This window comes from Chryseobacterium bernardetii (assembly GCF_003815975.1).
Taxonomy (GTDB): domain Bacteria; phylum Bacteroidota; class Bacteroidia; order Flavobacteriales; family Weeksellaceae; genus Chryseobacterium; species Chryseobacterium bernardetii.
The window spans coordinates 2136657-2162348 of record NZ_CP033932.1 but is presented as its reverse complement, the minus strand read 5'-3'; the positions used below and the strand labels follow the sequence as shown (position 1 = coordinate 2162348).

Genomic DNA, 25692 nt, shown 5'->3' with positions numbered 1-25692 from the left:
CTACTTCATTTTAGAGACCACTACTCTGCTTTTAATTTCAATGACTGTAGGACTTTTTTAGGGTCCTGGAATTTTGTTTTTACCTTTTGGTCATCCTTTACCTTCTGAACTCCTTCCAGAAGAATCTGATCTCCTTTTGAAATTCCTGAACTCACCACATACAGATCCGGAAGCTCATAGGCAATTTTAATATTTCTGGATTTCGCAGTACCGTTCTTATCAACAACGAATACATACTTCTGATCCTGAATTTCATAGGTAGCTTTCTGAGGAATAATAAGGGCATTATGAACCGGCATAGTCATCCGTACTTTTCCGGTTTCTCCATTTCTTAAAAGCTTATCCGGATTGGGAAACTTCGCACGGAAAGCAATATTCCCGGTTTCATTGTCAAATTCCCCTTCAATAGTCTGAACTTCACCTTTCTGCGAGTAGGTTTCTCCATTTGCTGTAATCAGAGATACCTGATTGCTTCCCCTGTCTGCTGCATGAGTCTGATAGCTTAGATATTCCGGCTCTGAAACATTAAAATAGGTGTAAATACTTGTATTATCTGATAAAGAGGTCAACAAATCACCTTCATCTACCAAACTCCCCAATTTCAAAGGAATTCTGTTAATAATTCCTGAGAACGGAGCTTTAATATCTGTAAAGGACAAGTGGATCTGTGCCAGCTTCATTTCTGCATTGGCTGCATCCAGTTTAGCTTTTGCCATTGCCTTTTCATTTTTCGAAACGATATTGTTACCGGCTAATGTGCTGGCATTTTTCAGCTCAATAGAAGCCTGTTCTACTTCTGCTTTTGCTTTTAATAATTCTGCCTGATAAAGTTTAGGCATAATACGGAACAGGGTTTGCCCTGCCTGTACATACTGTCCTTCATCAACAAAAATTTTCTCAAGGAATCCTTTTTCCTGTGCGCGGACTTCAATGTTTTTTACAGATTGGATCTGGGCTACATATTCCTTATTAATCACAGTATCCATTACTACCGGAGATGTTACCGGATAAGTGGTTACTTCTTCTTTTTCCTCTTTTTTCTTATTGCAGCTCACAGCCAGTAAAAGGACACTAAGCGCAATACCTGAGGCAACTCTTTTTATCATAATTCGAGTTTTATAAATCGTTAATGTTTTGAATAGAAATAAAATGGTAATTGAGAATGGTACACTGCGATGATTACCAACATACACAATGCAAAGTTCTCCCACCTGAAACCAGGCAGAAATCTATCGGGAAAAATGAATTTTAAATTCTAATGGAACGGATCAGAATAAACTTTTTGGCGCTAAGCCCCCAAATAAAACCGTGAATGTCTGGTTTAAACTGTTTCTTATTTTTTAATCCAAAGATGTAGACTAAACTAAAAACACCTGCAAAAACAACAATAGCCTGAAACACATCAGACAGCTGAAAATCGTTTTCCGTAAGTTCTAAAGTTGAGTTGTCTACATTATCTGCCATCTGCTGAATAGAAAGTTTTTCAAATGTCTGGTTCAGCTTATTGGCTCTTTTAGGAAGGTGATGAGAAACATGGCCGGAATAGTCATTCCGGAGTGTTTTAACATTAAGCCTGCTTTCTACTACAAATAGCAGAAAAAGACCGGTTAAAAAATATACTATAAAGTTTCTCATTTTGAAGTCGCAAATGTACATCTAGATTATTATATCATCATAATAGATTAACAAAATTTAACGCTTCTTTAAATAACCTGAATTTGAAGTCCTATAAAACGCTAATTTCATGAAAAATAATCATTTATAAAGTTACCAACATTAATAATATCTTGTTGAGTCTCTCCCTTTTAACTAAGCTATGTCTTGTTTTTCGACATTTTATTTCATAACAGATTTATGATTTATGGAGATATCAACAGAAAAACTAAACTTTATCATGATTTCCAATTATTAATATAAGCGTATTGTTATTCTCTTAATTTTGAATTATTTTTGCCGAAAATTTAAACAACAAATGAATAATGAGAAAACCTCCCTCCATTCTATTGGAAATAAACCGGTTAAAGAAACAGCATCGATCCTTTCTGACAGAAATTTCTTACTCTAAATAATCAGTTTCTGTTTCTATGAAGAATGTTTTAAAAAGAATATATAAAAATCAGTTATTTAAAACATAATGTTAGTTTATGTAAAATTAACATATAATTACCAAAAATATTTGTATTTTTATATAGTATTAACACCATAATTCATGAAACACTTTAAAATCACTTATCACTATGAAAAAATTATTAACAACAGTCCTTTTAGGGCTGGCAGTTCTTTCCTCAACAGCGTGTAAACATCCCGGAAAAGAGGCTGAAACCGTTACCGCTGCAACTCCTGAAAACACAGATGACATTTCAAAAAATGTTTATGTTGACAGTTACGGAGAAAAAATAGAAGTTACCATCAACCGCACTAAAAATACGGCAACAGTACATTTAAACGGTAAAACTTATGACCTTAAAAAAAGTGATGCTTTACCGGACTATACAGCCTCTAATGAAGAGTATCAATACTCTGAAATTAAAGGAAATATCACTTTTCTAAAGAAGAATGTAGATATGGTGCTCTTCCATCTTAAACAGGCAAAAAAAGAATCTGGTCCTGCAAAAATGGCATCGTATTAGCATATATACAAACAGAAAAATTAAAATTTTAAATTTATGAAAAGCTTGTATTACTATTTATCCGCTCTTTTCCTGGCTGTATTTCTTGTTTCTTGCCAGACACAGACTGCGCAGAAACATACAACAGATATTACAGGAAAAAAATGGAAATTAACAGAGCTTAACGGCAAACCAATTGAATTAAAGAACCCCAAAAATAATCCTTATTTCAAACTTAACATGGAAGGAATGAGATATGAAGGCCATGCAGGATGCAACGGATTAGGCGGTACTTTTGAGATCAAGCAGGATGTGATGAGAATTAAATTCAACCAGGGAATGTCTACCATGATGGCATGTGAAGATCTTGATATTGAAAATCAGTTTACAAAAGCAATCCTTGCAGCGGACAATTATTCTGTTAACGGAAATACGCTGACATTGAACAAAGCAAGAATGGCTCCTTTAGCAAAATTCGTGCTTGAATAAGAAAAAAATAATTAGATTTAATATAAAAAGATGTCCTTGTATGGGGACGTCTTTTTACTTTTTATGATACATTATATAACAAACTAAAAGGCTTATATTCACCAAAACAGCAAATGAATTGGATAAAATAATAGGCAGCTCATCTTTTACAAAACCATACCATACCCATAAAGACAATCCAGAAATCAGAACCAAAAGCATAAGCAGAGAAATATCTTCCACATTTTTTTCCCGGATTACTTTTACAAGCTGTGGGATCATGGATACGGAAGTGAGTACACCTGCAATAATCCCTAATAGGTTTTCGTTCATAAATTGTTTGTTAGATTATACCAAAGAGTGTTATTTAAATCTATTTAATGAAACTTCTTCGTGCAACGGAATATTTTCTTCAATAAGGCGGAAAAGATCTCTCGCAAAGTAACAACCATTCAGAATTCCTCGCGCTCCCAACCCATTGAATACATATAAATTGCTATGAATTTCATGCCTTCCAATAATTGGCCTTCTGTCTTTTACCGTAGGCCTGAAACCAAAATTCACTTCTTTTACTTCAAAATCATAAGGATAGAACTCAGACAGCCCATTGACCAATTGATTAACAGCCGATTCATCAATATGGTGGTGAAGCTGCTCCCGGTCATAAGTTCCACCATAGAAATAGAGCCCGCGATCTGTCGGAAAAAGGAAATGTTTCTTTTTAATGGTTATATTTTCGGGAATAGGCTTCGAAAGCTCAACTTTTATATGATGTCCTTTATTGGGATTCACAGAGATTTCTGAAAAGTAAGGATTATCTTTCACACCCATTCCTTCACAAAAAATAATATTTTTAAAACTAAAGTCTTTATAAATAGATTCTAATGGGTTTAATTTGGCATATTCAAATTTTTCACTGATAAGAAATCCGTTTTTTTCAAAATACTTGAATAAACCTGTAAAAAATCCATTAACATTTAATCTGGCAGATTGATTTACCTTTCCTATAAGAAAGTCGTTTTTTACTACATTTAAAGACTCAAAATTTTCGTCCAAAAAGTTAGATAATTCTTCGTTACCGGATTTTTTAAGCCAAAGTTTCTGTTCGTTTTCATCATGAAAAATTCTGTGAATAGGAGCATCTATCAGATAATTTTCACCTGTATACGATTCTATTTCCTTTAAACTGCTCTTTAAAAAATCAATTTGTTCCTGAGCTTTCCAGAAAGTGGTAAACTTTTTAAGCACCACAGGATTAATAATACCCGCAGAAACCTGCGAAGCACTTTTCCTTCCCTCAGAAAAGATCGCAAAGGACTTGTTATTTTTAATCAGCTGATGAGCCAGAAAAAGTCCCGCATATCCGTCTCCTACAATAATATAATCTACATTTTTCATATGAGAAATTTCATTTATTTAAAGGTCATATGCAATCGCCTATATCATTGATTATTGATTAGCAGTAAACAAAGGGCGATTTCATAATAAAAAAACCTGAGTAAAAATACTCAGGTTTTATATAAATATCAAGTGAAATTTAGTAATTCCACATATCATTTTCCATTTCCAGGATCTGCGCCTTGATTCTGTCGCTTTCTTCCAACTGATCGTCAGCATCTTTAGGAATATAGTCCTTAATAGTACCGTCTCCCAGACCGCTTGAAGATTTGTAGATTACAGAAGAGAATCTTCTTGCATTGATGATATCATCAAAAGACAGGTCTGCAGAAGAGTTTTTTCTGTTGTAAACATAATTGTTTGCCAAGATATCTCTTGCATTCGGATAGAAAATCCAGAACAGGTCGATAAGATCATCATTGCTCGCAATTGGCTTACCATCTGGTCCTATAACTCCCTGTACTGCTGGATCTGGTCCCATTGCTGCAATACCCAGAGGTCTGTATTTCATTTGTCCGTCTCTCTTATCTACAAACCACATACCCATAATTTTAAGAACTTTTACTTTTTCAGTAGTGGTCTTAAATACATCGGTATATTCTTTTTTCTCCTGTTCAGTTAATTGTCTTCCAGAGTTTAGAATATCGATAGCTGCATCGTTAACTCTAACGTTCTCCAATCTTTTCTGGATTCCTTCAGGTGAAAGTTTTACCGTAAAGTTTTCGTCATCATACACCTGCTCAATTTTACCACTTAAAGCTGCATCTAACAGTAACTGGTACAGAGATCTTGTAGGAGTAGAAAGAAGACCATCCGGGTTATCATAGTAAAACGGCTGATTGATCTTATCATTCATATCGATGATTTCCCAAACAAACATACTCTTAAGGATGTCTTTGTCCTCAACAAATCCATATTCAAGAGGTTTTACTGTTTTATCAATAATAGTATCACCAACTTTTTGTTTGTTCTCCGCTCTCATCTGTCTAAACTCTTCTGGAGAAGAAGCGTTCAGAATAGTCTGGGAAAATGCAAATCCCGAAACTAATACTAAAAGGGTGCTAATATATTTTTTCATAATAAATTACAATTTTAGTCCTATTGAACATTAATAATTATAGGAGTAATATTTTTGATCTGTTGCCCTTCCAATCCTTGAGCTGTTGCTTTGATATCGAAGACAGATACTACATCTCCTGTTCTCAGATTCTTAATTAATCCTGCTGCATCACTTAAGGTATTTCCGTGGATCAATAGTGCTGCTCTACCAGGTACTCTTACCATGAATTGTGTTACGTTAAACGAAACAGGGAAATCGAAGTCAGGAATAGCAGCCTGTACAGATTGGTTAGGAATTGAAGATGCCGGCATCGACAATACATTCTGTCCTCTCATCTGACCTTGTGGCGGCGGAACATTCTTGATTCTGTATTCAAATACCTGAGATACTGTTTTTCCATATGGATCTACACCAGATAATGTCAATTTAACTGTAGTACCTGTTGAAGGTTTTACAATCCATTTACCAGGACCTGTATTTCTTACAGAAGCACCCGGAGCTGATAAAGAAAGTTTAGAGTTGTCTGCACCTAAGATAGATCCTGATACAGGGTTCTCCAATCCTCTATACATTACATTCATTTTATCAGCAGAAAGTAATAATCCTTTCTCAAGTTTTACTTCTCTAGGTCCTGCGATAACGTTATAAGTATGCGTCCAAGGGAAGGATTGAGGTTTCCCAGAAGCATCTGTTAATGTAATCGTTCCAGCTAGTTTATGTTCTCCGATACCTGCTCCAGAAATAGGAATGATACCTTTACCATTTTCCTGCTTGCTTACTCCGGAAATGCTGATCTTATTGCTATTAGAATAAGTTCCCAACATTACTTTTACTTCAGCCTGTTTACCTGCCTGAATATCTGTTGGTCCGGAAACAATTGGCTCATAACTTGTAAACTTGATACTAGCATCCACTTTTTCCTGAAGCATTAATGCTAATGCATCAGATTGTACGTTTCTGGCATCATTTTGGATAATTTCCAAATTAGATATTGCAGCGATTAGTGGCTGGTGATAAAATTTATTTTGGAACCAGGTCTTTTCATTTGGAGATTTCCCTTTAGGGTATTCTGCAATAAGAGACTTGTTAGCTCTCTCAACTAAATCTGTAAGCTGAGGATTGTTACCAAAAGTTTTATTGATGTAATCTCTTACGTCATCTATTTTACGTTTTAGTTCTAATGCATTAGGAGAAGGTGTATTTTCATCTCCTTCCTTAAAGAAATATTCAGTAGTAGCTTCATTATTATTTAATGCAGCAAAGTTCTCACTTACATCAATATCTTTTCCTGTTTTAGGATCTTTATCATGAAACTCAGATTGTTTCTTTAACAGATCTTTGATATCCTGAGCATGTTTTACTAATACATCAATCTTGGTCTTCAATAATTTATAATCTTCCCAAGGTCTTGCATAAGTATCCGGAACCTGTTGTGCTTTAGCTTCCAGTGTTTTTTCAAAAATCTTTTCGTTTTTTCTTTCTGTTAAAGTTCTGGTTTCGTTTAATGCTCTTGTAGAGTCATAATACGACCTGATGATTTCTGCATCAATGTTGAGGGCCATCATCGCGATGAACACCAGATACATCAGGTTGATCATCTTCTGACGAGGGGTCTGTTTTCCTTGTGCCATTCTCTTTTCTTTGTTTTTTGATTAAATAGTTTAAGTTCAGAAATGGTTAGGAATTAAGACTTCATAGCAGTTAGCATACCACCATAAACTCTATTTAAGTTATTAAGATTAGATGTTAAACCTTGTAGCTCTTGATTGAATTTTTCAGAATGTTCAACAGATTTCTGCATGTCAGCAACATATTTACTGGCAAATTCTGCCTGTTTCTTACCGCTTTCCAACTGCATGGCGTATAGTGCATTCATACTTTCCATATGCTGAGCAGCCTTGTTCAACTGATCATTATATTTGTGTGTAGAAGCAGAAACGTCAACAGTTTGGTTAATTTGATCTACAGAATTTGAAAATTTATCGATTCCTATTCTTAATCTTTCGAATAATTGAACGTCTAATCTTGCATCTTCAAGCATTTTATCCAATTTAGTAGAAAGGGAGTTTTCCAGTTCAGCAAATTGGTTACCTGTATTTCTAGTGGTTACATTTGAGTGTAACGGGTTTGGGTTTGCATGCTTATCTAATAGTTCAGGGTAAACATTTTCCCAAGCATAAGACTCTTCAGTTTTTGGAGGGTCGAAAGCGAAGATAATAAAGATAATCGCTTCTGTAATAAGCCCTACAGTAAGCGCCATATTACCGTTAATTGGTCCCAGAGTAATGTGAGTAATTTTAAGCCAAGCTCCAAGAATTACAATTGCAGCACCGAATGAATAGAAGAAATTCATCCAAGCATCTTTCGTCTTAAACATATTGAGTTAGTTTTTTTAATGTTAAATAAAATTGTATTGAAAAATAATTGTTTTGATTTGTTATCTGTTAACTCTTCTTGGCTTAACAGCTGCTTCAGGAATATCCTGTACAGTTCTAAATCCGATATAGCTTCTTGCTGAATCTTTTCTCTCCCAATCTCTTGCACCTGTCATTAACGCATATCCTATATCTTTCCAAGATCCACCTCTTACAGATTTTTTGGTATCCTTTTTATCTTTAGTAGAAGGATTTAATGTAGAAGAGAACCCATAAGAAGAGTTGTTATACGCAGATTCTGTCCACTCAGAAACGTTTCCAGCCATATCAAATAACCCAAATCCATTTTTCTTAAATTTCTTAACTGGAGCTGTATATGTATAAGTACCTTTTTTCTCGTCTTCCATATAGTTACCTCTCTTAGGCTTGAAGTTGGCTAAGTAGCAACCTCTGTCATCCATTAAATATGGACCTCCCCAAGGGTAAGTAGCATTTTGCATACCACCTCTTGCAGCATATTCCCATTCGATTTCTGTTGGAAGACGGAACTGCAATGGTCTTTGTTTTTTTCTTTTTAAACTTTCGTTATAGTCAGTTTTTAATTTAGATCTGAAGTTACAATAAGCTCTTGCCTGATCCCAGGTAACCCCTACTACAGGATAGTTTTTGTAAGCCTTGTGCCAGAAATACTGTTCAAACAATGGCTCATTGTAAGCAAAATGGAAATCTTTTACCCAAACCGTAGTATCGGGATAAATTGCGATACTCTGGCTTTTCAGGTAATTGGCTCCTCTTTCGTTATCTGCAAGCGCAGCATCCATATCTCCCCAACGGTAAGTATATTTCAGCTTACTTACATCTAAAATCCTTTCGTTTCCAATTCTTGAAGAAGCAGGCAGATACATAGATTCCAGAACTTCTGCGTATTCTACATCCGGATATTTTGAAGTATTCCAGTGTAAAGGAATTTTCCAGTCTAATCTTTTGCTTGCATCATAGGTTCCGTCTTCACGGCCCCCCTGACCTTCCATATATTCCTGATAAGGTGTTAAATTTTCTTCTTTTTTGGCAAGGTATGCATAATCTCCGATGCTTGCTCCTCTACGACCGCCTTCATCACCACCTTCTCCGGCAGCTTCAGCGAGTAGAGTTCTTGCGATAGAATCTCTTACATAGTTGATAAATACCCTGTATTCTGCATTGGTAGTTTCTGCTTCATCCATGAAGAAAGAAGAAACAGTAACGGTCTTCAATGATGCTTTTTCAGGTGTATTTGTTGGATCCTGGTCTGCTAGACCAGCAACAAATGAACCTGCAGGAATTGCAACCATTCCGTATGGTCGTTCCGCAACAAATGATTTCGTTTTTTCTCTTGGTATCAATTCTCCTTTTGTTCCTGGCTTCCCTACAGAAGAGCTGCCACCACCTGAACAAGATACCGATGCTACCGACGCAGACAATAATAAAAGAAATATCCTTTTCATGTTAATTTTTATAATTAAGCCGTAAATATATAATTTTTTTAAGAAACTTTTAAGATTTTTTTTGAAATAACGGAAGAAATCTAAATTTATTTTATTTACAACTAATTTTTATTCCACAGTTACAGATTTTGCTAAATTTCTTGGCTGATCTACGTTTGCTCCTCTGTATACTGCAATGTAATAAGCAAGCAGCTGTAATGGTACAGACGCTACTATTGGAGAGAAACATTCTGAGGTTTCAGGGATTTCAATAACATAATCTGCCATTTCGCTAACCTGACGGTCGCCTTTGTTAACAACAGCTATAATCTTCCCTTTTCTTGCTTTGATTTCCTGAACATTACTTACAATCTTATCATAGTGTCCTTTTTTAGGAGCTATAATAACAATTGGCATGTTTTCATCGATCAGAGCAATTGGCCCATGCTTCATTTCTGCAGCTGGATATCCTTCTGCATGGATATAGGAAATTTCTTTCAGTTTTAATGCTCCTTCCAGGGCTGCAGGATAATTGTACCCTCTTCCTAAATAAAGGAAATTAGTAGCTTTTACAAAATCTTTTGCAATATTCTGAGTAAGCTCATGAGTAGTGTTCAACACATCTTCAATCTTCTTAGGAATAGCGTCAAGCTCAGCAATTAAGCTCATGAATTCTGCATTTCCTAAATTCCCGTTATGCTTACCTAATTTAAATGCGATTAAAGTAAGGATAGTAAGCTGTGCTGTAAATGCTTTTGTAGAAGCAACCCCTATTTCAGGACCTGCATGGGTGTATGAACCTGCATCTGTAATTCTTGCAATAGATGAATCTACCACGTTACAGATACCATATATGAATGCTCCTTTTTCTTTTGCCAGTTTTAAGGCAGCCATTGTATCTGCCGTTTCTCCTGATTGAGAAATCGCGATTACAACATCTTTATCAGTAATGATAGGGTTTCTGTATCTGAATTCTGAAGCATATTCTACTTCTACAGGAATTCTTGCATATTCTTCGATAAGATATTCCCCGATAAGGCCTGCATGCCAGGAAGTTCCACAAGCAATAATAATAATTCTATTGGCATTTTTGAACTTCTCTACGTGATCCCAGATTCCTGCCATTTTAATAATTCCTTCTTCTACAAGAAGTCTTCCTCTCATGGTATCTTGAACAGATTTAGGCTGTTCAAAGATTTCTTTCAGCATGAAATGCTCATATCCGCCTTTTTCAATCTGCTCCAAGCTTAACTTAAGCTCCTGGATCTCAGGTTCAATCTTAGAGTTTTCATTGATAGTTCTGATATCTACTCCATTTTCCAAAGAAATGGTAGCCATATGACCTTCTTCAAGATAAATAGCTTCTTTTGTAAATTCTACGAAAGGAGAAGCATCTGAAGCAATAAAATATTCTTTATCACCAAGTCCGATTGCCAGAGGAGATCCTAATCTTCCCACCACTAATACTCCCGGATAATCTTCATGTAGTACCGTTATAGCATAAGCTCCGTATACCTCATTTAAAGCGTATCTCACCGCTGAAGGGAAATCAATTTCCGGATTAAGATCCATAAAATACTGAATAAGGTTTACCAATACTTCAGTATCTGTTTCTGATTTGAAAGTAAATCCTTTTTCGGTAAGCATTGTTTTAATGGTATCATAGTTTTCAATAATACCATTGTGCACAAGTGCTATTTTTCCATTATTTGACAAATGCGGGTGAGAATTTCTGTCGCTTGGAACTCCATGGGTAGCCCAACGGGTGTGTCCCATACCAATTTTGGCTGTTCCTTTTAGTTGCTTCGAAATATTCACCAGATCCTCTACTTTACCTTTTGTTTTTTCTACTTCAAATTTGTTGTTTGAACCTTCTAAAACAATCCCGGCACTATCATACCCTCTGTATTCCAGTCTTCTAAGACCATTAATTACGATCTCATATGCATCCTGAAAACCTGTATATCCTACTATTCCGCACATATTTATTTTGTCTTGTGTTTATTGTGTTTTATTTATTACTGGCTGTTGAATAAGTAACTACCAGTTTAATTCTGTTTTGATCATTAGTAGCATCACTTCCTATTAGTACAACCCTGTTCATATCAGTAGCCCTAGTGGTATATCTTGCTCCATAAAGTATTCCGTTGTTACTAGGATTTTTTACAAATGCTCCAAGATTAAAGAATAAAGGATCATTAGAAGCCTGAGTAGTGGTACCATCTTTACCTTCAACAATATTCTTAATTGTTTTTGTGACTACAATATCATAATATTCAGGAGTATCACCTTTCTTAGCATTATAATAATACAATGGGAATCCTGCACTGGTATCTGCTGTGAAATTAAATTTAGTATAATCAATAGTACCATCATCCTTATATGGAAGATTAGTAAGCGTAAATTTACGGCTTGCCTCTGTAGATTGAGCATTAACAAAGGTATTGTTCATATCCACATACACCCTGATTCTAGCTCCTACAATAGCTGCCTTATTATTCGTAAAATTATCTCTCAGAGCTTTAATAACATCATCTGGAATTTTCACTCCCATAGAAGGACCTCCCATTCCCTGAAGGTAAATTCTGGAATCACCATTTTTTGTAAATGTCGGTATCGCATTTCCGAGAGCAGAAGCGCTTCTGTCATAAGTGTACTGTCCTAAATGAAAGTTATTACTTCCCAAATCAAACTCAATTTTTGACTGTGATCTGGTTACTGTACCATTTGTCGTTTTATCAGATTTGTAGTACATAATAATCTGCATATCATTAGGTGAGAACTGGAAAAGATAGCCATCATCCCCTTCTACTGAAAGCTTAATCCCATTGAAATATCTTGTAAAGTTCGCAGCATCCTGAAGCACAGGTTTTCCTTGTTGGTCAAGAATTTTCTGCTGGAAGAAAGTTTTATCCAGATTTATTCTAAAACCTAACTTAGCTTCAAATACTGAACTATTATCTGTTTTATTGGTAATAGTAACACTGCTTACATTTCCATCAAAAACGCCTGATCCAAGTAAAGCACCTGTAGTTATACCATTGCCAGTAGAGCGGGTAAATTCTGTTTTACTAGCATCTAAGAATGAAGTAACTTCATTTACATTAATTTTCATAGACTTAAAAGCATCGCCGTCTTTACCATATTTAAAGATCGGATATGTTTTCTTTTCAATGGATACTGTTGCTTTGTCATTGCCAACAGGAAAATCGTTTTTATCATAAGCCCCAGGTGCTACTACCTTATCAGTCATATAATAGGTATCATCTGCTGTATTCGCAGGTGTTCTTATTACCAGTACAACAGAGTCTAGCACCGGCTTATCTCCAAAATCAAAGCTGGCAGGCATTCTTAATTGGGTAATATAAGATGCTTTCTGCATTCCGAACTGACCTTCTTTAAAAGCTCCCAGAACGGCTACATTAGCCCCTCCGGTAGCGAGCAATCCTAATGCATCACTTCTGATAGAATCATTATTGTAGATATTATAAGCTATAATTGGTAATGCAAGCTCATGAGCATTTGCTGCATCTTTATCAAAGAGTTGTTGCCCAAGAGAATCCGGGTCCGGTTCACAGTTATAAAGAAGTGCACTTCCGAAAACCGCCAATAGAAGCATGGCGAAAGTCCTTTTAAGAGTATGAGTCATTAAAAATGTGTTTTTTAATAAAGTTGATTTATAGAATCTACGTCAAGATACTCCGATTTCTGAGTCGTTGTTTCATTGAAAGCCTTATCAAGGTCTTCATCCAGGAATTCATCTCCTTTTACAACAGTATCTACATAGTTCATACTTTCGATAACAAAATTTTTGATCGTTGGGTTATCTAACGCTTTTAATCCTGAAATATTATCAAACTTCAGCTTTTCATCGATCTTTTTGTCAAGATCAGCTTCTTTCTCATTGTATAGGGAAAGAACAATTTTTGCATCCTTGAAATAAGTATCTGATTCGTAATAAGTCTTAAGATAAATTGGAACGAATGAAGACATCCATCCATTCAAGTGGATAACGTCCGGTACCCAGTTCAGTTTCTTGATGGTTTCAATTACTCCTCTTGCAAAGAAAATAGCTCTTTCGTCATTATCTTCGAAAGGATTTCCTTCGTCATCGAAATAATATTGTTTTCTTTTGAAGTATTCTTCATTGTCTATAAAGTAAACCTGCAGTCTTTCCCCCGGAAGAGACGCTACTTTAATGATAAGTGGCTGATCCAGGTCATTGATAATAATATTCATCCCTGAAAGACGGATCACCTCATGAAGCTGGAATTTCCTCTCACTTATTTGTCCAAATCTTGGCATAAAAACTCTTACATCATTGCCTTCATTGTGCATCTTAAGCGCCATTTTGTTTACCACAGCGGCCATATTTGTATCTTCCTGGTATGGAAACATCTCTGTAGTAATGTACAGTATTTTTTGATTCGGCATAAACTTTCTATCTAATTTTTGTAAAAATGCTTTAATGTGCAAAATTACAAAAAAACATCCAACATTATTTTAATTAACATTTTTTTACGAAAATTCCCTTTGGCAAATTGGCAAAAACACATTTTATTATATGATATTTTTAGTATTTTTGAATAAGTATTAAAATAAACTATGGAAGTTATAAAAAACAGGAAGACCCTTCAGGATTTCATTGAAAGACAGAAGGAAATGGGAAAAAGAATTGGCTTTGCTCCTACGATGGGAGCTCTGCACAAGGGACATCTTTCCCTGTATGAAGAAGCAAAAAAGGAGAATGACCTTGTTATTTCTTCAATTTTTGTAAATCCAACTCAATTTAACAATCCTGAGGATCTGGAAAAATACCCAAGAGATGTTAATAGAGATATTCTGATTTTGGAAAAATCCGGATTGGTAGACGCTGTTTACGTTCCTGAAGTCAGTGATATTTATCCTGAAAAAACAGAAAGCCAGCATTATGATTTTGATGGTCTGGAAAATGAAATGGAAGGAAAATCCAGGCCGGGACACTTTGATGGTGTAGGGACTGTTGTAGAGGAACTATTCAGACAGGTAAAACCCGACAATGCCTATTTTGGAGAAAAAGATTTCCAGCAGTTGGCGATCATCAGGAAAATGGTTGATAAAAAACATCTTCCCGTTAAAATAAAAGGAGTTCCTATTTACAGAGCAGATAACGGACTGGCCCTGAGCTCAAGAAACCAAAGACTTCATGAAGACCGAAAAGAGGCTTCCAAGATTATCTACGAAACCTTAAGAAAAGTAAATGACTGGTTCAGAACAGTTTCTGTTCCTGAAATCAAAGAAAGGGTAATCGACATTTTCGATCAGCAACAGGGAATGAGGCTTGAGTACTTCCTGATTGCAGATGAGGATACTTTAAAAGAGACTGATTTCTTTTACAAGGATAGAAACTACAGAGCTTTCATTGTAGTTGTTGTAGACGGAGTAAGATTAATTGACAATATGCATCTGGATTAATCTTTCAGAATTTAAATAATACATCCCTGACTCTTTAGTTGGGGATTTTTATGGCTCAGTCTCAAAAGTTGGGGGGAATGTTAAGTAGTTTTATCTTTGCATCATGTTAAGCGATCACGACCTTCTTAAATTATTACTTCCGGAATTTTTAGTAGAGCACTTTGATATCCTCAAAGCAGAAACTCATGATGCAGAACTTCATATTTATTTTGAAGAAAGAAACAGTATTCCCCATGAATTTAAAGAAAGGAGACTTGAATCCAAGGGCTTTTTACCTGAAATCATTGTAGATGATTATCCATTACGGGGTAAAATCGTAAAGCTCCATGTTAAAAGAAGGAGATGGACAGATAAATCCTCCGGTGAGATCCTTCAGAGAGACTGGCAGCTTGTAGCGAAAGGCACACGGATGACAAAGGATTTGGCAGTCTTCTTAAAAAAAATTAGCAGACACTAAAGCTCTTCCCCTAAAAGTTATAGCAGAATTTTTCGGGATCAAAGGCAAGACCTTCCAGAGGCAATACAAGAATAATCTCAGCGAATATCATAGCTGGGAACAAAAACCGCACGCAGAGGACTGGATCATTTACCCTGAAAATGTCTCAGCCTCCTTATCTTTAGACGAAGTAGCATTATCTGATGGAGAACTTTATACCGTTCTTACCTCCAAAAAAGCAAAAGGGAGAAAAGGAAGTATTGTTGCTATGATAAAAGGTACCCAGAGTGATTTTGTCATCACACATCTTTTGAAGATCAGCAGAAAACTTCGGATGAAGGTAAACGAAATTACATTGGATATGGCGGGTTCCATGAAGCGTATTGCCCAACGCTGCTTTCCTGATGCAGTACAGGTTATTGATCGTTTTCATGTTCAGAAGCTGTCCATAGAGGCCCTTCAGGAGATCAGGATCAGGCATCGCTGGGAAGCCATTGAAATGGAAAACAATCCTTTTAACAGTCACTCAGCTGAAACAGAAGTTTTTGCAAATGGAGATACCCGGAAACAGCTCTTGGTAAGAAGCAGGTATTTACTATATAAAAGCCGTGAGAAATGGACTCTGTCCCAGAAACAAAGAGCTTCGATCCTTTTTACCCAGTATCCTGATCTGGAACAGGCATATGAATTGACTGATGGACTTAGAAAAATTTATAACCAGAATATTTCGAAATCTGTAGCCATGACTAAACTGGCCCATTGGTTTAGAAATGTGGAAGAAGCAGAGTTTAAATCTTTTTCTACCTTAAGAAAAACAATAATGAATCATTATAGAAATATTCTCAACTACTTTGATCAAAGAAGCACCAATGCTGCTGCTGAATCTTTCAATGCGAAAATAAAAAACTTCAGAATGCAGCTCAGAGGAGTAAAAGACAGAACCTTTTTTATCTTCAGATTAGCTAAACTTTTTGCCTAGCCCCCAACTTTTGCGCTTGATCCATTTTTATGGAATAAAATAATCTGGTTTCATACAAAAATCAAAGGCCTCCGGAAGGAAGCCTTTGAAACACCAAATCACAAAATATTAATATGAAAAAAATTTACTTTTCAGTAAACTTGTGACCCGGCTGGGATTCGAACCCAGGACCCATACATTAAAAGTGTATTGCTCTACCAGCTGAGCTACCGAGTCGGCCACAATTAAGAGTATATCCTTAATTATAAATTTTTCTTTGCAGTGCCTGCGACTGGACTCGAACCAGCACATCCTTAGGAAACCACCCCCTCAAGATGGCGTGTCTACCAATTTCACCACGCAGGCAATAAAATCACAAAATGTAATATTATCGCTAGTGACCCGGCTGGGATTCGAACCCAGGACCCATACATTAAAAGTGTATTGCTCTACCAGCTGAGCTACCGAGTCGGCCACTTTATCAACAAATTTTCATTTAAGTAATGTCCTTTGTTTTAAGTGGTGCAAAGATATGACTTTTTTCTTTATCTCAAAACTTTTTCGCAAATTTGTTTAAAAAAAATTCATGATAATTTCACTAATTGGTTACATGGGAAGTGGCAAATCTCACATTTCCAAAATATTAAGCGATAAAATAGATTTCAAACTCATTGATCTTGACAAAGAGATTTCAAGAAGAAATAAATTAACCATTCCTGAGATTTTTGAGAAAAAGGGTGAAATTTACTTTAGAAAGCTGGAAAGAGAGGCTCTTGAAGAAATATTGGCTTCGGAAGAAAATGTAATATTAAGCCTGGGAGGTGGAACTCCTGTTTATTATAACAATATGGAAATCATCAACCATAACTCCAGGAGTATTTTTTTAAGAACATCCGTAGGGACATTGGTTGAGAGACTTTCTAAACAAAAGGAAAAAAGGCCGTTAATTGCCAATATTTCTGATGAAGACCTTCCAGAATTTATTGCCAAACATTTATTCGAAAGAAATCAGTTTTACAGTAAGGCTCAATTCTCTGTAGGGACTGATGGCAGAGAACCTGAAGATATTGTTAAAGAAATAATAGAAAAGCTCTATCTCTAGAGCTTTTCTATTAGTCTTCATCTTCGGTTTCATCACCTGTTTCTCCGAAGAAATCATCCCAATCCGTAAAATCAGCATCAATGTCATTACCTACATAATCATCCATATCTCTTCTGTCTTTCTTCGTAGGCCTCCCTTCACCTTTATTTCTATAATAATCCTGAGTCATTTTCCGAAGTTTCAGAAGTTCATATTGCTCCTTATCTGTTACATCCTGTATATGGAGCGGGACTAATTTAGCTCCAATTCTGCTTTTAGGAATCTGCAAGACTTTTATTTTATAATCAATCTGATTCTTCCTGATTTTAATAATATCTCCTTCTTTTACCTCTTTAGATGACTTTATGGCGGACGTTCCTATAGAAACTCTATTCTTTTTAATCTCCTCAGCTGCAATACTTCTCGTCTTATAAAAACGAATGCTCCATAAAAATTTATCTATTCTCATATTTTTTTATACTTTTGCCGTTATATTATTTGTAAAGTAATTAAAGTTTTTTGAAATGAAAAAAATATTTTTATATATCCTTGCCGGATCTTTGTGTTTTTCCGCATGTAAAAAAGATGATGAAGTGCCTTCGTATCAGGAGCCGGGAGACATCAATGTTCAAAATAGCTATGACGACCAGGCTATTAAGAAATTCATGGATGAGAATTATCTGGATGCTCAGGGAAATATAAAAGCTTTCAGCGATACGGATACTTCTGATGATAAAGAAAAAAAATTATCACAGTTAGATTATAAAACCCTTCCTTCCGGAACAATCTATATTATGAGAGACGGTGCACAACCTGCTCCAGGGGAAGCACAGGAAATTAAAGATAATAGCGTTATCAGAATAATGGGAAGAGCCTATTCTTACCGGGCCATTGACAATAATGGGAATATTGTATTTTCTGCTAAAACCCAATTTTTCAATACCATAGATGACGGTACTATTCCGTTAGCTGATCCGATGTTTTATTATGTAAAACAAGCTACGTTGGACGCAGGAGCTACCGATGCAGCAAAATCAAGAAGTTATTATGAAATAGCTGGTTTAAAAGAAGCATTAAAAAAGTTCGGAGCTTTTAATCTTCCAAATGAGGCACCCTATAATCTTCAGGGGGTGATTATCGTTCCATCAAGAGCTGCTTTTGCAAGAAATGCTCACTATCCTTATGGAAGCTATTCTTACAGAAACAAGTCATTTGTTTTCAATTTCCAGATATACGGAAGCAGAGACAGGCTTAAGAATGAGGAATAATAAAAACAAACCATCTATAACATAACAGACGTTTTGTTATTTGCAATCTCGTAAACTTACTATACTTTAGAAGCAGAACAAGGCTTGATGATGAAAAATAATATAGTTCTCAAAACTATCCAATCTTAGATAAAAAAATCAGATTAGAGGCAATTCTAATCTGATTTTTTATTCATTAAAGTTGCCTTAAAATGGCTTATTCATCTCAATTATTACGATCTGGCTTTCTGTTTTACATTTCCTAAAATATCAGGGAAGTAAAGATCTGCAAGGTGGTCAAATTCATCTCCTCTCATGAACATAGTAGCATCTACTTCTTCATAAGAACTTCTTCCTGCTGCTGCAATCAGTTCATTGCAGGTATGAAGGGTATTTTTATGGAAATGATATACTCTTTCACTTTTATCAGTAACATCCAATCCTTTGATTAACATTTTATCCTGCGTTGCAACTCCCGTAGGACAGTTGTTTGAATTACATCTTAGAGCCTGGATACATCCCAGCGAGAACATAAATCCTCTTGCATTGTTACACATATCAGCACCCATTGCTATAGCTCTTAAGATATCCAAACTTGTAAGAACTTTACCGCTGGCAATAACTCTCAGTTTATTTCTCACGTTATAATTATTAAGGGTCCTGTTCACAAAGATTAAAGCTGGCTCTAAAGGCATCCCTACTCCATCTGAAAATTCCGGTGGTGCAGCCCCAGTACCTCCTTCTGCTCCATCAATCGTTATAAAGTCAGGATAGGTTTTCAACACATTCATTTGCACGCAGATGTCCTCAAATTCTTTAGTATCTCCGATACAAAGTTTAAATCCGACTGGTTTCCCCCCTGAAAGTTCTCTTAATTCCTGTACAAACCTCAACAATCCGGCTGCATCAGAGAATGCAGTATGTGACGGTGGTGAAATAACGGTCATTCCAGGAGTAACGTGACGGATGGCTGCAATTTCAGGCGTATTTTTAACTCCCGGAAGTACTCCCCCATGTCCTGGTTTTGCTCCCTGTGATAATTTGATCTCAATCATTTTCACATTAGGAAGCGTTGAATATTTTGTAAAAAGTTCAGGATTAAATTTTCCTTCTTCATCACGGCACCCAAAGTATCCTGTACCGATCTGCCAGCATAAATCTCCTCCTTCAAGGTGATAAGGTGAAATACCGCCTTCTCCTGTATTATGGAAGAAATTCCCTTTTTTAGCACCTCTGTTCAGGGAGATCTGGGCTCTGTCACTTAATGCTCCAAAACTCATTGCTGAAATATTAAACAAGGAAGCGTGATAAGGCTGTGTACACTGTTCTCCTCCTACCCAAACTCTCGGAAGTTCTTCTGACGGGGATTTTGCATAGATTGAATGCTTGATACCTTCATATTTTCTGTGATTTACTTCCAACTGTGTTCCAAAAGCTACAGTATCACTTAAATTTTTAGCTCTTCTGTATACTGCTGAACGCTGATTTCTCGGAAACGGTTTCCCATCGGTCTCCCTTTCGATGAAATATTGCTGCATTTCGGGTGAAATACTTTCGAAAAAGTATCTGAAGTAACCCAGTACCGGGAAGTTCCTCAGAATAGCATGTTTCGACTGATAAGCATTGTAAACACCCAATGCATAAATAGCGGATAACAACGTTGGTATCCAGTAATGCGCTTTTATCAGCAGTGCTACAATCCAGGTAGCAGCTACTAATACAATTCCCCAAGATAAAAACTTATCTCTCATGAATGTAGTATTTAAAGTTTAAAAATAAATTTAGTAGAAATTTTGCAAAGAGCCTATGCTTTTGCTAAAAAACTTTGGTAGGAAGATTGCACAGAAACCGTGCCATCTGACAGGATTTTTTCTAAATTTAGAAATTCGATTTGATTTACGGAGGCAGGATCATAGTCTTTCTGTACTCTCACATAGTTTTCTGTGAAGCCAAACATTTTCCCGTCTTTATTTTCATGCTCCCAAAGTACAGGAAGCGTTTTTCCGAGTTGAGTCTGATAAAATGCCATTTTTTTCTTTTCAGAAAGAATTCTCAGCATTTTATTACGTTTTTTTCTTTCTGCTATAGGAACTACGCCTTCCATTTCAGCAGCTTCTGTATTTTCTCTTTCAGAATAAGTAAATACATGAAGATAAGTAATAGGAAGTTCATTAAGGAAATTATAGGTTTCCAGGAACTTTTCTTCTGTTTCTCCAGGGAATCCGACAATAACATCCACACCAATAGCAGCGTCAGGCATTACCTCACGGATTTTATTCACCCTGTCATTGTACAATTTAGTAAGATAACGACGTTTCATTTTTTTCAACAAATCATCGCTTCCAGATTGTAACGGAATGTGGAAATGCGGAACAAAGCTTCTGCTTTTAGAAACCAGTTCTATACTCTCATCCTTTAAAAGGTTAGGTTCAATGGAAGAAATACGGATTCTTTCAATCCCTTCCACTTTATCAAGTTCCGAAATAAGATCAAGGAAAGTATGTTCATGTCTTTTATTTCCAAATTCACCTTTACCGTAATCACCGATATTTACTCCGGTAAGAACGATTTCTTTAATGTCTTTTGCAGCAATTTCTGAAGCATTCTTAAGAACATTTTCGATAGTATCTGAACGAGAGATTCCTCTTGCCAATGGAATCGTACAGTACGTACATTTGTAATCACATCCATCCTGAACTTTCAGGAATGCTCTTGTTCTGTCACCAATAGAATAACTTCCGATAAAGAAATCGGTTTCTTCAATCTCACATGAATGAACAATTCCCTCGTTTTCTGATTTTTCCAAATCATCCAGATAGCTCAGAATATTAAATTTCTCTTTAGCTCCTAAAACAAGGTCTACTCCTTCAATTTGTGAAATTTCTTCAGGCTTCAGCTGGGCATAGCATCCAACAATAACTACCAGTCCGTCAGGATTGGCTTTCATTGCTCTTTTTACGTGAAGCTTACACTCACGGTCTGCATTTTCAGTTACTGAACAAGTGTTGATTACGTACACATTAGCCTTTTCATCAAAACCCACCTTTTCATAACCTGCATCTGTTAATTGACGGGCAATAGTAGATGTTTCTGCAAAATTTAATTTGCAGCCAAGTGTATGATACGCGGCAGTTCTTTGAAAAGCAGACATGTGTTACTTCTGAATTTTATGGATGCAAAGATAGTAATTTTAATAATAATTCAAGATTGATTCAGTCTATTGTTTATATTCATCCCTTACTTCCGGGCTGTTTTGAAAACAGACAGGTGATGAATTTCCGGATAATTCTTCTGCAGAAAATTTGCTTTTCATTTCACTATTAAACTCCTGCGATTTATTTCTGGCAATAGAAAGCGTCTTCCAATCTTCATTTTTCATCATTTTAGCGATATAAACAATCTGACCTATATGATATGGATAATGGGCAAGCTGCCTGAAAACGGCATCAATAACAGAATGAGCTTCTCCTCTGATATAAATTGTAGAATAAAGATTCCCTTCATTAATCTGATCTAAAGCATTAAAAAAACATTTCCACCCTTTCTCCCAGAATTCGAGAACCTCATCTTTGGTTTTAAAAGTATTCACAAATTCTTCATCCCGGTTCCGCCAGAATTTCTCACCATCGTCAGTAAGGAAATTAGTCCATCTTGACAGCATATTTCCAGCAATATGGTGTATGATTACCGCAATGGAATTGCTTTCTTCATTATACTGCCAGAAAATCTGCTCATCAGATAATTGTTCTAATGATTTATCTCCAAGGGATTTATAATATTCAAAGCGTTTTACAAACAGGTCTTTCATTTTTACTATTTTGATAGTTAAATATAAAAAATTCAAACAGAAAAACCACTTCCTCCGAAGTGGTTTTATCTATGTATTTTATTTACAGGATATAACTATTCACGATTTTTAACTAATACCCAACCGGTAAATTTAACCGGTGTATTTCTTGTATTATTTTCATTCCACAGTACAGAATACCAATAGGTCCCTGTAGGAACTCTTCTTCCGTTCAGCGTTCCATCCCACTTATAACCGTTAAGTTTATCAGCCTGATGAATCTTGGTTCCATATCTGTCAAAAATATTAATCACTAAATTCTGTTTACCGGACAATGCAGAATAATCAATCACATCATTTACTCCATCAGCATTTGGGGTAATAACATTAATCAGGTTAGGGACAACAATTTCAACTTTTATAGGAGTACAGTTATAATTATCTTTTACATAGATCTTATATTCTCCTCTTGGAAGATTAGTAAAAACATTAGAATCCTGCCAGGTAATATTATCCAACGAGTATGTATAAGGCGGCGTACCTCCTATTACAGAAACTGTTATTTTATTATTTCCTACCTCAATATCAGAAATAACAGGCAGTTCAGATGGCATTACTTTTACCGTTTGCGTAGTATAGCAATCTCCGGTCTTAAGTTTCACCCAATATACTCCAACACCTGCTGTAACAGTTTGAGTGGTCTCGCCGGTACTCCACTGGTAGCTTTTGAATCCTGGTCCCGCATCCAAAGTGGTTTTACTTTCCATACATATTGTTTTATCCTTAAGTATCCCAGAATATTTTGGCGGAGTTACTACTAAATTAACCTTAGCCACTGCGTAGCAGCCTCTGTTATTGGTAACTCTGATATATACTACTCCATTAGGAGCAATATAGTTCATTGGATTCAGTATTTCATTAGTCTGATGAATAGCATCTGATTCGGATGGATAATATTTCTTAGTATTGTCCGGAGTAGCTACCGGAGCGTTTGCAAGATTAAAGGATCCGGTACTTGGATTTGATTCTATGAAACATTCTGTAAGCTTAGCCTCTTGCACAGCCACCACAGGATGGAATTTTAATGTGATTTTGGTAACAGCACTGCACCCATACTCGGAAGTTACTTTTACATACACGTCTCCTTCAGCTGAAATAAATGCATTCGGATTGGTGATCTCATTAATTCCGGCATTAAGATCAAACATACTGTTATAATATTTTTTTGAAACGCCGGCTGCTGCTGTAACGTCAGCTGTTGTCAGATCAAAAAGAGCAGTTCCTGCATTATTGTTGTTACACTCTATTAATGTCGCGTTTTTTAGAGTAATAGAGCCATCCTTAAATTTAAATGTTCCAGTCTGTTTACATTTATTAAGCGGACTGGATGGATTGGCGGGATCTGTATAACTTATACTATAATAGTAGACCGTTGTAGTATTTACCAGTAAGGGGGTTGTAATAGGATTATTCACTGTTAATGCATCATTGGCACTGGTATGATAACTTACACTAAAACCGGGATTTCCATTAACAATACCTGCTGATAATGTAGTAAAATCAAATATAACAGGGTTCCCACAGATAATAACTTCTCGCGGGTCTGCAGGATTAGCAGCCGGGATTCCTGGTGGCATAAAAGGATAAGGCTGAATAGCAGGATCTGTAAATGGAGACGCCAAAGTAGCAGTTCCTCCCCATGTTAAAGAAAAAGGAGCTGTGGTGCTACTGGTACTGCTTACCCAGTTATCAATGAATAAATAGTACGTTTCTCCTGGCAAAACATCCAAATACCGGCAATAAGGAGTAGTTGACCCACCGGCTGCATTTGTAATGGTGCTTGTCATGTTTAATCCGGTAGCCGCACCCACTCCAATAACTGTTGCTGCATTACAGCGTATTGCAGATCCCAGACTTCCGCAATTTACGTTAGGCCCGAAAATAGCCCAGTCGTAATCCGCATCCGGATTGTTGGGAACCAGATTAAATGTAAGAGTACCTGCTGTGGCAATCGTAATTTTATACCAGATGGAATTATGTTCTCCGGATGTATCTATACAGGTTCCGGAATTTACCATTTCTTTGATATTACCATACCCCGAAGGGCTGTAAGTAAGATTAGAATTTCCACAAACAGCCAACGCTGTTGCACAATCTTGCTGAGAGTATAAGAAATGGGAAATGTATAAAAAGGTAAATAGTAAAATTTTTCTCATAGATATATTTGTTTTTATGGTTAAGTCGTTTTGTGTCAGATCGATACCCAACACATATCAAATATACCTAATATTTAATCAAAAACAACGGAAAGTGGTATTTTTTACTAAATTTAAAACAAATACCATATTTAAATAATAAATTAACACTATTAATTATTATTTTATACTTGTAATATTACCACAGAGATTTTCCAGATGAAAAATTTTATGAAAAGGACTTTTTACTTCTTTCAGATGGTCTTTATCCTGTATGAAAGTATATCTTGATGCAATGGAATTCATATCAGAAACAATCACCAGCCAGCATTCATCTACCGAAGTATCATAGTAAGGAAATTTTTCGTTCTTTTTCTCAATAAGATCCAGGATTTTCTCTGAGCATAATTCATCAAAAAGATTCATACTATACTCGTGAGTAATGAAAACATTTCTACGGTGAAAAGATTTCCTTACCCTTTTCACACATCCTATTCCTTTATTCTTTTTAATACTTTTGTAGATGTTAATAATATTCTCTTCCTGTTCTTCTAAATTATCAAACCTTATATTCGGGTGAAACTCTAAAAAATAAACACCACGATACTTCGTAGTGTCTTCCTGCTCTAATAATATTTCTGCCTGACGGAACATTTTGTTCAAAGTACTTTCCACCTTCTTCATTTCCAGATGGTTGATCACTTCGGTAAGTTCTATTCCGATCTTTTTGTCGTTCAGTTTTGCGATGAAGTCCGGACTTTCGCAGGTAAGATTTTCAAATTTCACATCAGGAAAATGATGCATAAAAGAATTGAGCAGAAGAATCTCAGATTTTTTTCGGTATTTTTCACGATCATGAAGCGGAGACTCGTCTATGGTACGGTGATACTTTTCTATAGGCTTTTTTTTCAAATGCCTGTTCAGGTAATATAAACTCAGATTCTTGATCAGATCTTCATCAGAAAACGTTTTTTTCATGTGTGATTTTTTTTATTTAATTAAACACATGCAATTACTGGCTTTCACCGTTAAAGTTTTTGATAATCACAAATTTACATTCTTAAAGATAAGAAAAAAAACTATTCAATACTTACTTTTAAAATTAATTTATTCATTAATTAACATAGAGTTTATTTTCATTATTAATACCTTTGCCTTTTC

The 25692-nt window shown here is 35.8% G+C and carries 24 protein-coding genes and 3 tRNA genes; 7 read left to right on the top strand and 20 right to left on the bottom strand.

Annotated elements, in window-relative coordinates; translation table 11 throughout:
- Positions 1–20 precede the first annotated feature (20 nt).
- On the bottom strand, positions 21–1103 hold the full coding sequence (locus EG339_RS09955) for an efflux RND transporter periplasmic adaptor subunit (protein ID WP_123872651.1): 1083 nt from the start codon (positions 1101–1103) through the stop codon (positions 21–23).
- Positions 1104–1248: 145 nt separating this feature from the next.
- Positions 1249–1635 (bottom strand): hypothetical protein, encoded by a 387-nt coding sequence (locus tag EG339_RS09950; protein WP_123870050.1) that lies wholly within the window; start codon positions 1633–1635, stop codon positions 1249–1251.
- Between the two features lie 602 nt (positions 1636–2237).
- On the opposite strand from EG339_RS09950, the gene EG339_RS09945 reads away from it, so the two are divergent.
- Both EG339_RS09945 and EG339_RS09940 read left to right on the top strand, forming a co-directional pair.
- The gene (locus tag EG339_RS09945) at positions 2238–2630 is read left to right on the top strand and encodes a hypothetical protein (RefSeq protein WP_123870049.1); all 393 of its coding nucleotides are present in this window, start codon (positions 2238–2240) and stop codon (positions 2628–2630) included.
- Between the two features lie 36 nt (positions 2631–2666).
- Positions 2667–3098: an META domain-containing protein gene (locus EG339_RS09940; protein ID WP_123870048.1), complete on the top strand. Its 432-nt coding sequence runs from the start codon at positions 2667–2669 to the stop codon at positions 3096–3098.
- Between the two features lie 54 nt (positions 3099–3152).
- On the opposite strand, the gene EG339_RS09935 is transcribed toward EG339_RS09940, so the two are convergent.
- The 9 genes from EG339_RS09935 to EG339_RS09895 all read right to left on the bottom strand — a co-directional run bounded on the left by EG339_RS09935 (position 3153) and on the right by EG339_RS09895 (position 13807).
- Entirely contained in the window at positions 3153–3410 is a 258-nt protein-coding gene (locus tag EG339_RS09935; protein ID WP_123870047.1) for a SemiSWEET transporter, read from the bottom strand.
- Positions 3411–3440: 30 nt separating this feature from the next.
- Positions 3441–4475 carry an NAD(P)/FAD-dependent oxidoreductase gene (locus tag EG339_RS09930; RefSeq protein ID WP_123870046.1) on the bottom strand — a complete coding sequence of 345 codons (1035 nt, stop codon included), beginning with the start codon at positions 4473–4475 and terminating at the stop codon, positions 3441–3443.
- 139 nt (positions 4476–4614) lie between these two features.
- Positions 4615–5553, bottom strand: a complete 939-nt coding sequence (gene porN / locus EG339_RS09925; RefSeq protein WP_123870045.1) for a type IX secretion system ring subunit PorN/GldN — start codon at positions 5551–5553, stop codon at positions 4615–4617.
- 20 nt (positions 5554–5573) lie between these two features.
- A complete protein-coding gene (porM, locus tag EG339_RS09920; protein ID WP_123870044.1) occupies positions 5574–7166 on the bottom strand; it encodes a type IX secretion system motor protein PorM/GldM in 1593 nt (530 codons plus the stop codon).
- Between the two features lie 53 nt (positions 7167–7219).
- A complete protein-coding gene (gene porL, locus EG339_RS09915) occupies positions 7220–7912 on the bottom strand; it encodes a type IX secretion system motor protein PorL/GldL (RefSeq protein WP_123870043.1) in 693 nt (230 codons plus the stop codon).
- Between the two features lie 60 nt (positions 7913–7972).
- The gene (porK, locus tag EG339_RS09910) at positions 7973–9394 is read right to left on the bottom strand and encodes a T9SS ring complex lipoprotein PorK/GldK (RefSeq protein ID WP_123870042.1); all 1422 of its coding nucleotides are present in this window, start codon (positions 9392–9394) and stop codon (positions 7973–7975) included.
- Between the two features lie 108 nt (positions 9395–9502).
- Complete coding sequence (glmS, locus tag EG339_RS09905) at positions 9503–11356, bottom strand: glutamine--fructose-6-phosphate transaminase (isomerizing) (RefSeq protein WP_123870041.1); 1854 nt, start codon at positions 11354–11356, stop codon at positions 9503–9505.
- 28 nt (positions 11357–11384) lie between these two features.
- Positions 11385–13022 carry a DUF4270 family protein gene (locus EG339_RS09900; protein ID WP_123870040.1) on the bottom strand — a complete coding sequence of 546 codons (1638 nt, stop codon included), beginning with the start codon at positions 13020–13022 and terminating at the stop codon, positions 11385–11387.
- A gap of 14 nt (positions 13023–13036) precedes the next feature.
- Positions 13037–13807 carry a glycogen/starch synthase gene (locus tag EG339_RS09895; protein ID WP_123870039.1) on the bottom strand — a complete coding sequence of 257 codons (771 nt, stop codon included), beginning with the start codon at positions 13805–13807 and terminating at the stop codon, positions 13037–13039.
- A gap of 171 nt (positions 13808–13978) precedes the next feature.
- On the opposite strand from EG339_RS09895, the gene panC reads away from it, so the two are divergent.
- The 3 genes from panC to EG339_RS09880 all read left to right on the top strand — a co-directional run bounded on the left by panC (position 13979) and on the right by EG339_RS09880 (position 16242).
- Positions 13979–14827 (top strand): pantoate--beta-alanine ligase, encoded by an 849-nt coding sequence (gene panC, locus EG339_RS09890; protein WP_123870038.1) that lies wholly within the window; start codon positions 13979–13981, stop codon positions 14825–14827.
- Positions 14828–14930: 103 nt separating this feature from the next.
- Positions 14931–15284: an ISAon1 family transposase N-terminal region protein gene (locus EG339_RS09885; protein WP_123869105.1), complete on the top strand. Its 354-nt coding sequence runs from the start codon at positions 14931–14933 to the stop codon at positions 15282–15284.
- 19 nt (positions 15285–15303) lie between these two features.
- The gene (locus EG339_RS09880) at positions 15304–16242 is read left to right on the top strand and encodes an ISAon1 family transposase (protein WP_123869104.1); all 939 of its coding nucleotides are present in this window, start codon (positions 15304–15306) and stop codon (positions 16240–16242) included.
- A 143-nt stretch (positions 16243–16385) separates the two neighbouring features.
- Here the strand turns inward: EG339_RS09880 and EG339_RS09875 are convergent.
- The 3 genes from EG339_RS09875 to EG339_RS09865 all read right to left on the bottom strand — a co-directional run bounded on the left by EG339_RS09875 (position 16386) and on the right by EG339_RS09865 (position 16692).
- Positions 16386–16458 (bottom strand) — tRNA-Lys (locus EG339_RS09875).
- 46 nt (positions 16459–16504) lie between these two features.
- Positions 16505–16587: transfer RNA gene (locus EG339_RS09870), tRNA-Leu, on the bottom strand.
- Positions 16588–16619: 32 nt separating this feature from the next.
- Positions 16620–16692 (bottom strand) — tRNA-Lys (locus EG339_RS09865).
- Positions 16693–16807: 115 nt separating this feature from the next.
- On the opposite strand from EG339_RS09865, the gene EG339_RS09860 reads away from it, so the two are divergent.
- A complete protein-coding gene (locus EG339_RS09860; protein ID WP_123870037.1) occupies positions 16808–17323 on the top strand; it encodes a shikimate kinase in 516 nt (171 codons plus the stop codon).
- A 10-nt stretch (positions 17324–17333) separates the two neighbouring features.
- Here EG339_RS09860 and EG339_RS09855 read toward each other — a convergent pair whose 3' ends face one another.
- Complete coding sequence (locus EG339_RS09855) at positions 17334–17771, bottom strand: RNA-binding S4 domain-containing protein (RefSeq protein WP_123870036.1); 438 nt, start codon at positions 17769–17771, stop codon at positions 17334–17336.
- Between the two features lie 55 nt (positions 17772–17826).
- Between EG339_RS09855 and EG339_RS09850 the strand changes: the two genes are divergently transcribed.
- A complete protein-coding gene (locus tag EG339_RS09850) occupies positions 17827–18570 on the top strand; it encodes a hypothetical protein (RefSeq protein ID WP_123870035.1) in 744 nt (247 codons plus the stop codon).
- A 212-nt stretch (positions 18571–18782) separates the two neighbouring features.
- On the opposite strand, the gene EG339_RS09845 is transcribed toward EG339_RS09850, so the two are convergent.
- The 5 genes from EG339_RS09845 to EG339_RS09825 all read right to left on the bottom strand — a co-directional run bounded on the left by EG339_RS09845 (position 18783) and on the right by EG339_RS09825 (position 25509).
- On the bottom strand, positions 18783–20300 hold the full coding sequence (locus tag EG339_RS09845; protein WP_123870034.1) for an FMN-binding glutamate synthase family protein: 1518 nt from the start codon (positions 20298–20300) through the stop codon (positions 18783–18785).
- Between the two features lie 53 nt (positions 20301–20353).
- Positions 20354–21700: a tRNA (N(6)-L-threonylcarbamoyladenosine(37)-C(2))-methylthiotransferase MtaB gene (gene mtaB / locus EG339_RS09840; RefSeq protein WP_123870033.1), complete on the bottom strand. Its 1347-nt coding sequence runs from the start codon at positions 21698–21700 to the stop codon at positions 20354–20356.
- 66 nt (positions 21701–21766) lie between these two features.
- Positions 21767–22357, bottom strand: a complete 591-nt coding sequence (locus tag EG339_RS09835) for a DUF1572 family protein (RefSeq protein WP_123870032.1) — start codon at positions 22355–22357, stop codon at positions 21767–21769.
- 95 nt (positions 22358–22452) lie between these two features.
- The gene (locus EG339_RS09830) at positions 22453–24552 is read right to left on the bottom strand and encodes a T9SS type B sorting domain-containing protein (RefSeq protein WP_123870031.1); all 2100 of its coding nucleotides are present in this window, start codon (positions 24550–24552) and stop codon (positions 22453–22455) included.
- 159 nt (positions 24553–24711) lie between these two features.
- Positions 24712–25509 carry a hypothetical protein gene (locus tag EG339_RS09825; protein ID WP_123870030.1) on the bottom strand — a complete coding sequence of 266 codons (798 nt, stop codon included), beginning with the start codon at positions 25507–25509 and terminating at the stop codon, positions 24712–24714.
- Between the last annotated feature and the right edge of the window lie 183 nt (positions 25510–25692).

Bases quoted from the DNA above. Each gene is read 5' to 3' on its own strand.
- porN (WP_123870045.1), bottom strand. From the start codon at position 5,553: ATGAAAAAATATATTAGCACCCTTTTAGTATTAGTTTCGGGATTTGCA.
- EG339_RS09830 (WP_123870031.1), bottom strand. From the start codon at position 24,552: ATGAGAAAAATTTTACTATTTACCTTTTTATACATTTCCCATTTCTTA.
- EG339_RS09895 (WP_123870039.1), bottom strand. From the start codon at position 13,807: ATGCCGAATCAAAAAATACTGTACATTACTACAGAGATGTTTCCATAC.
- EG339_RS09945 (WP_123870049.1), top strand. From the start codon at position 2,238: ATGAAAAAATTATTAACAACAGTCCTTTTAGGGCTGGCAGTTCTTTCC.
- EG339_RS09935 (WP_123870047.1), bottom strand. From the start codon at position 3,410: ATGAACGAAAACCTATTAGGGATTATTGCAGGTGTACTCACTTCCGTA.
- mtaB (WP_123870033.1), bottom strand. From the start codon at position 21,700: ATGTCTGCTTTTCAAAGAACTGCCGCGTATCATACACTTGGCTGCAAA.
- panC (WP_123870038.1), top strand. From the start codon at position 13,979: ATGGAAGTTATAAAAAACAGGAAGACCCTTCAGGATTTCATTGAAAGA.
- EG339_RS09930 (WP_123870046.1), bottom strand. From the start codon at position 4,475: ATGAAAAATGTAGATTATATTATTGTAGGAGACGGATATGCGGGACTT.
- EG339_RS09825 (WP_123870030.1), bottom strand. From the start codon at position 25,509: ATGAAAAAAACGTTTTCTGATGAAGATCTGATCAAGAATCTGAGTTTA.
- EG339_RS09940 (WP_123870048.1), top strand. From the start codon at position 2,667: ATGAAAAGCTTGTATTACTATTTATCCGCTCTTTTCCTGGCTGTATTT.
- EG339_RS09885 (WP_123869105.1), top strand. From the start codon at position 14,931: ATGTTAAGCGATCACGACCTTCTTAAATTATTACTTCCGGAATTTTTA.
- EG339_RS09845 (WP_123870034.1), bottom strand. From the start codon at position 20,300: ATGAGAGATAAGTTTTTATCTTGGGGAATTGTATTAGTAGCTGCTACC.
- porM (WP_123870044.1), bottom strand. From the start codon at position 7,166: ATGGCACAAGGAAAACAGACCCCTCGTCAGAAGATGATCAACCTGATG.
- porL (WP_123870043.1), bottom strand. From the start codon at position 7,912: ATGTTTAAGACGAAAGATGCTTGGATGAATTTCTTCTATTCATTCGGT.
- glmS (WP_123870041.1), bottom strand. From the start codon at position 11,356: ATGTGCGGAATAGTAGGATATACAGGTTTTCAGGATGCATATGAGATC.
- porK (WP_123870042.1), bottom strand. From the start codon at position 9,394: ATGAAAAGGATATTTCTTTTATTATTGTCTGCGTCGGTAGCATCGGTA.
- EG339_RS09835 (WP_123870032.1), bottom strand. From the start codon at position 22,357: ATGAAAGACCTGTTTGTAAAACGCTTTGAATATTATAAATCCCTTGGA.
- EG339_RS09950 (WP_123870050.1), bottom strand. From the start codon at position 1,635: ATGAGAAACTTTATAGTATATTTTTTAACCGGTCTTTTTCTGCTATTT.
- EG339_RS09900 (WP_123870040.1), bottom strand. From the start codon at position 13,022: ATGACTCATACTCTTAAAAGGACTTTCGCCATGCTTCTATTGGCGGTT.
- EG339_RS09855 (WP_123870036.1), bottom strand. From the start codon at position 17,771: ATGAGAATAGATAAATTTTTATGGAGCATTCGTTTTTATAAGACGAGA.
- EG339_RS09850 (WP_123870035.1), top strand. From the start codon at position 17,827: ATGAAAAAAATATTTTTATATATCCTTGCCGGATCTTTGTGTTTTTCC.
- EG339_RS09860 (WP_123870037.1), top strand. From the start codon at position 16,808: ATGATAATTTCACTAATTGGTTACATGGGAAGTGGCAAATCTCACATT.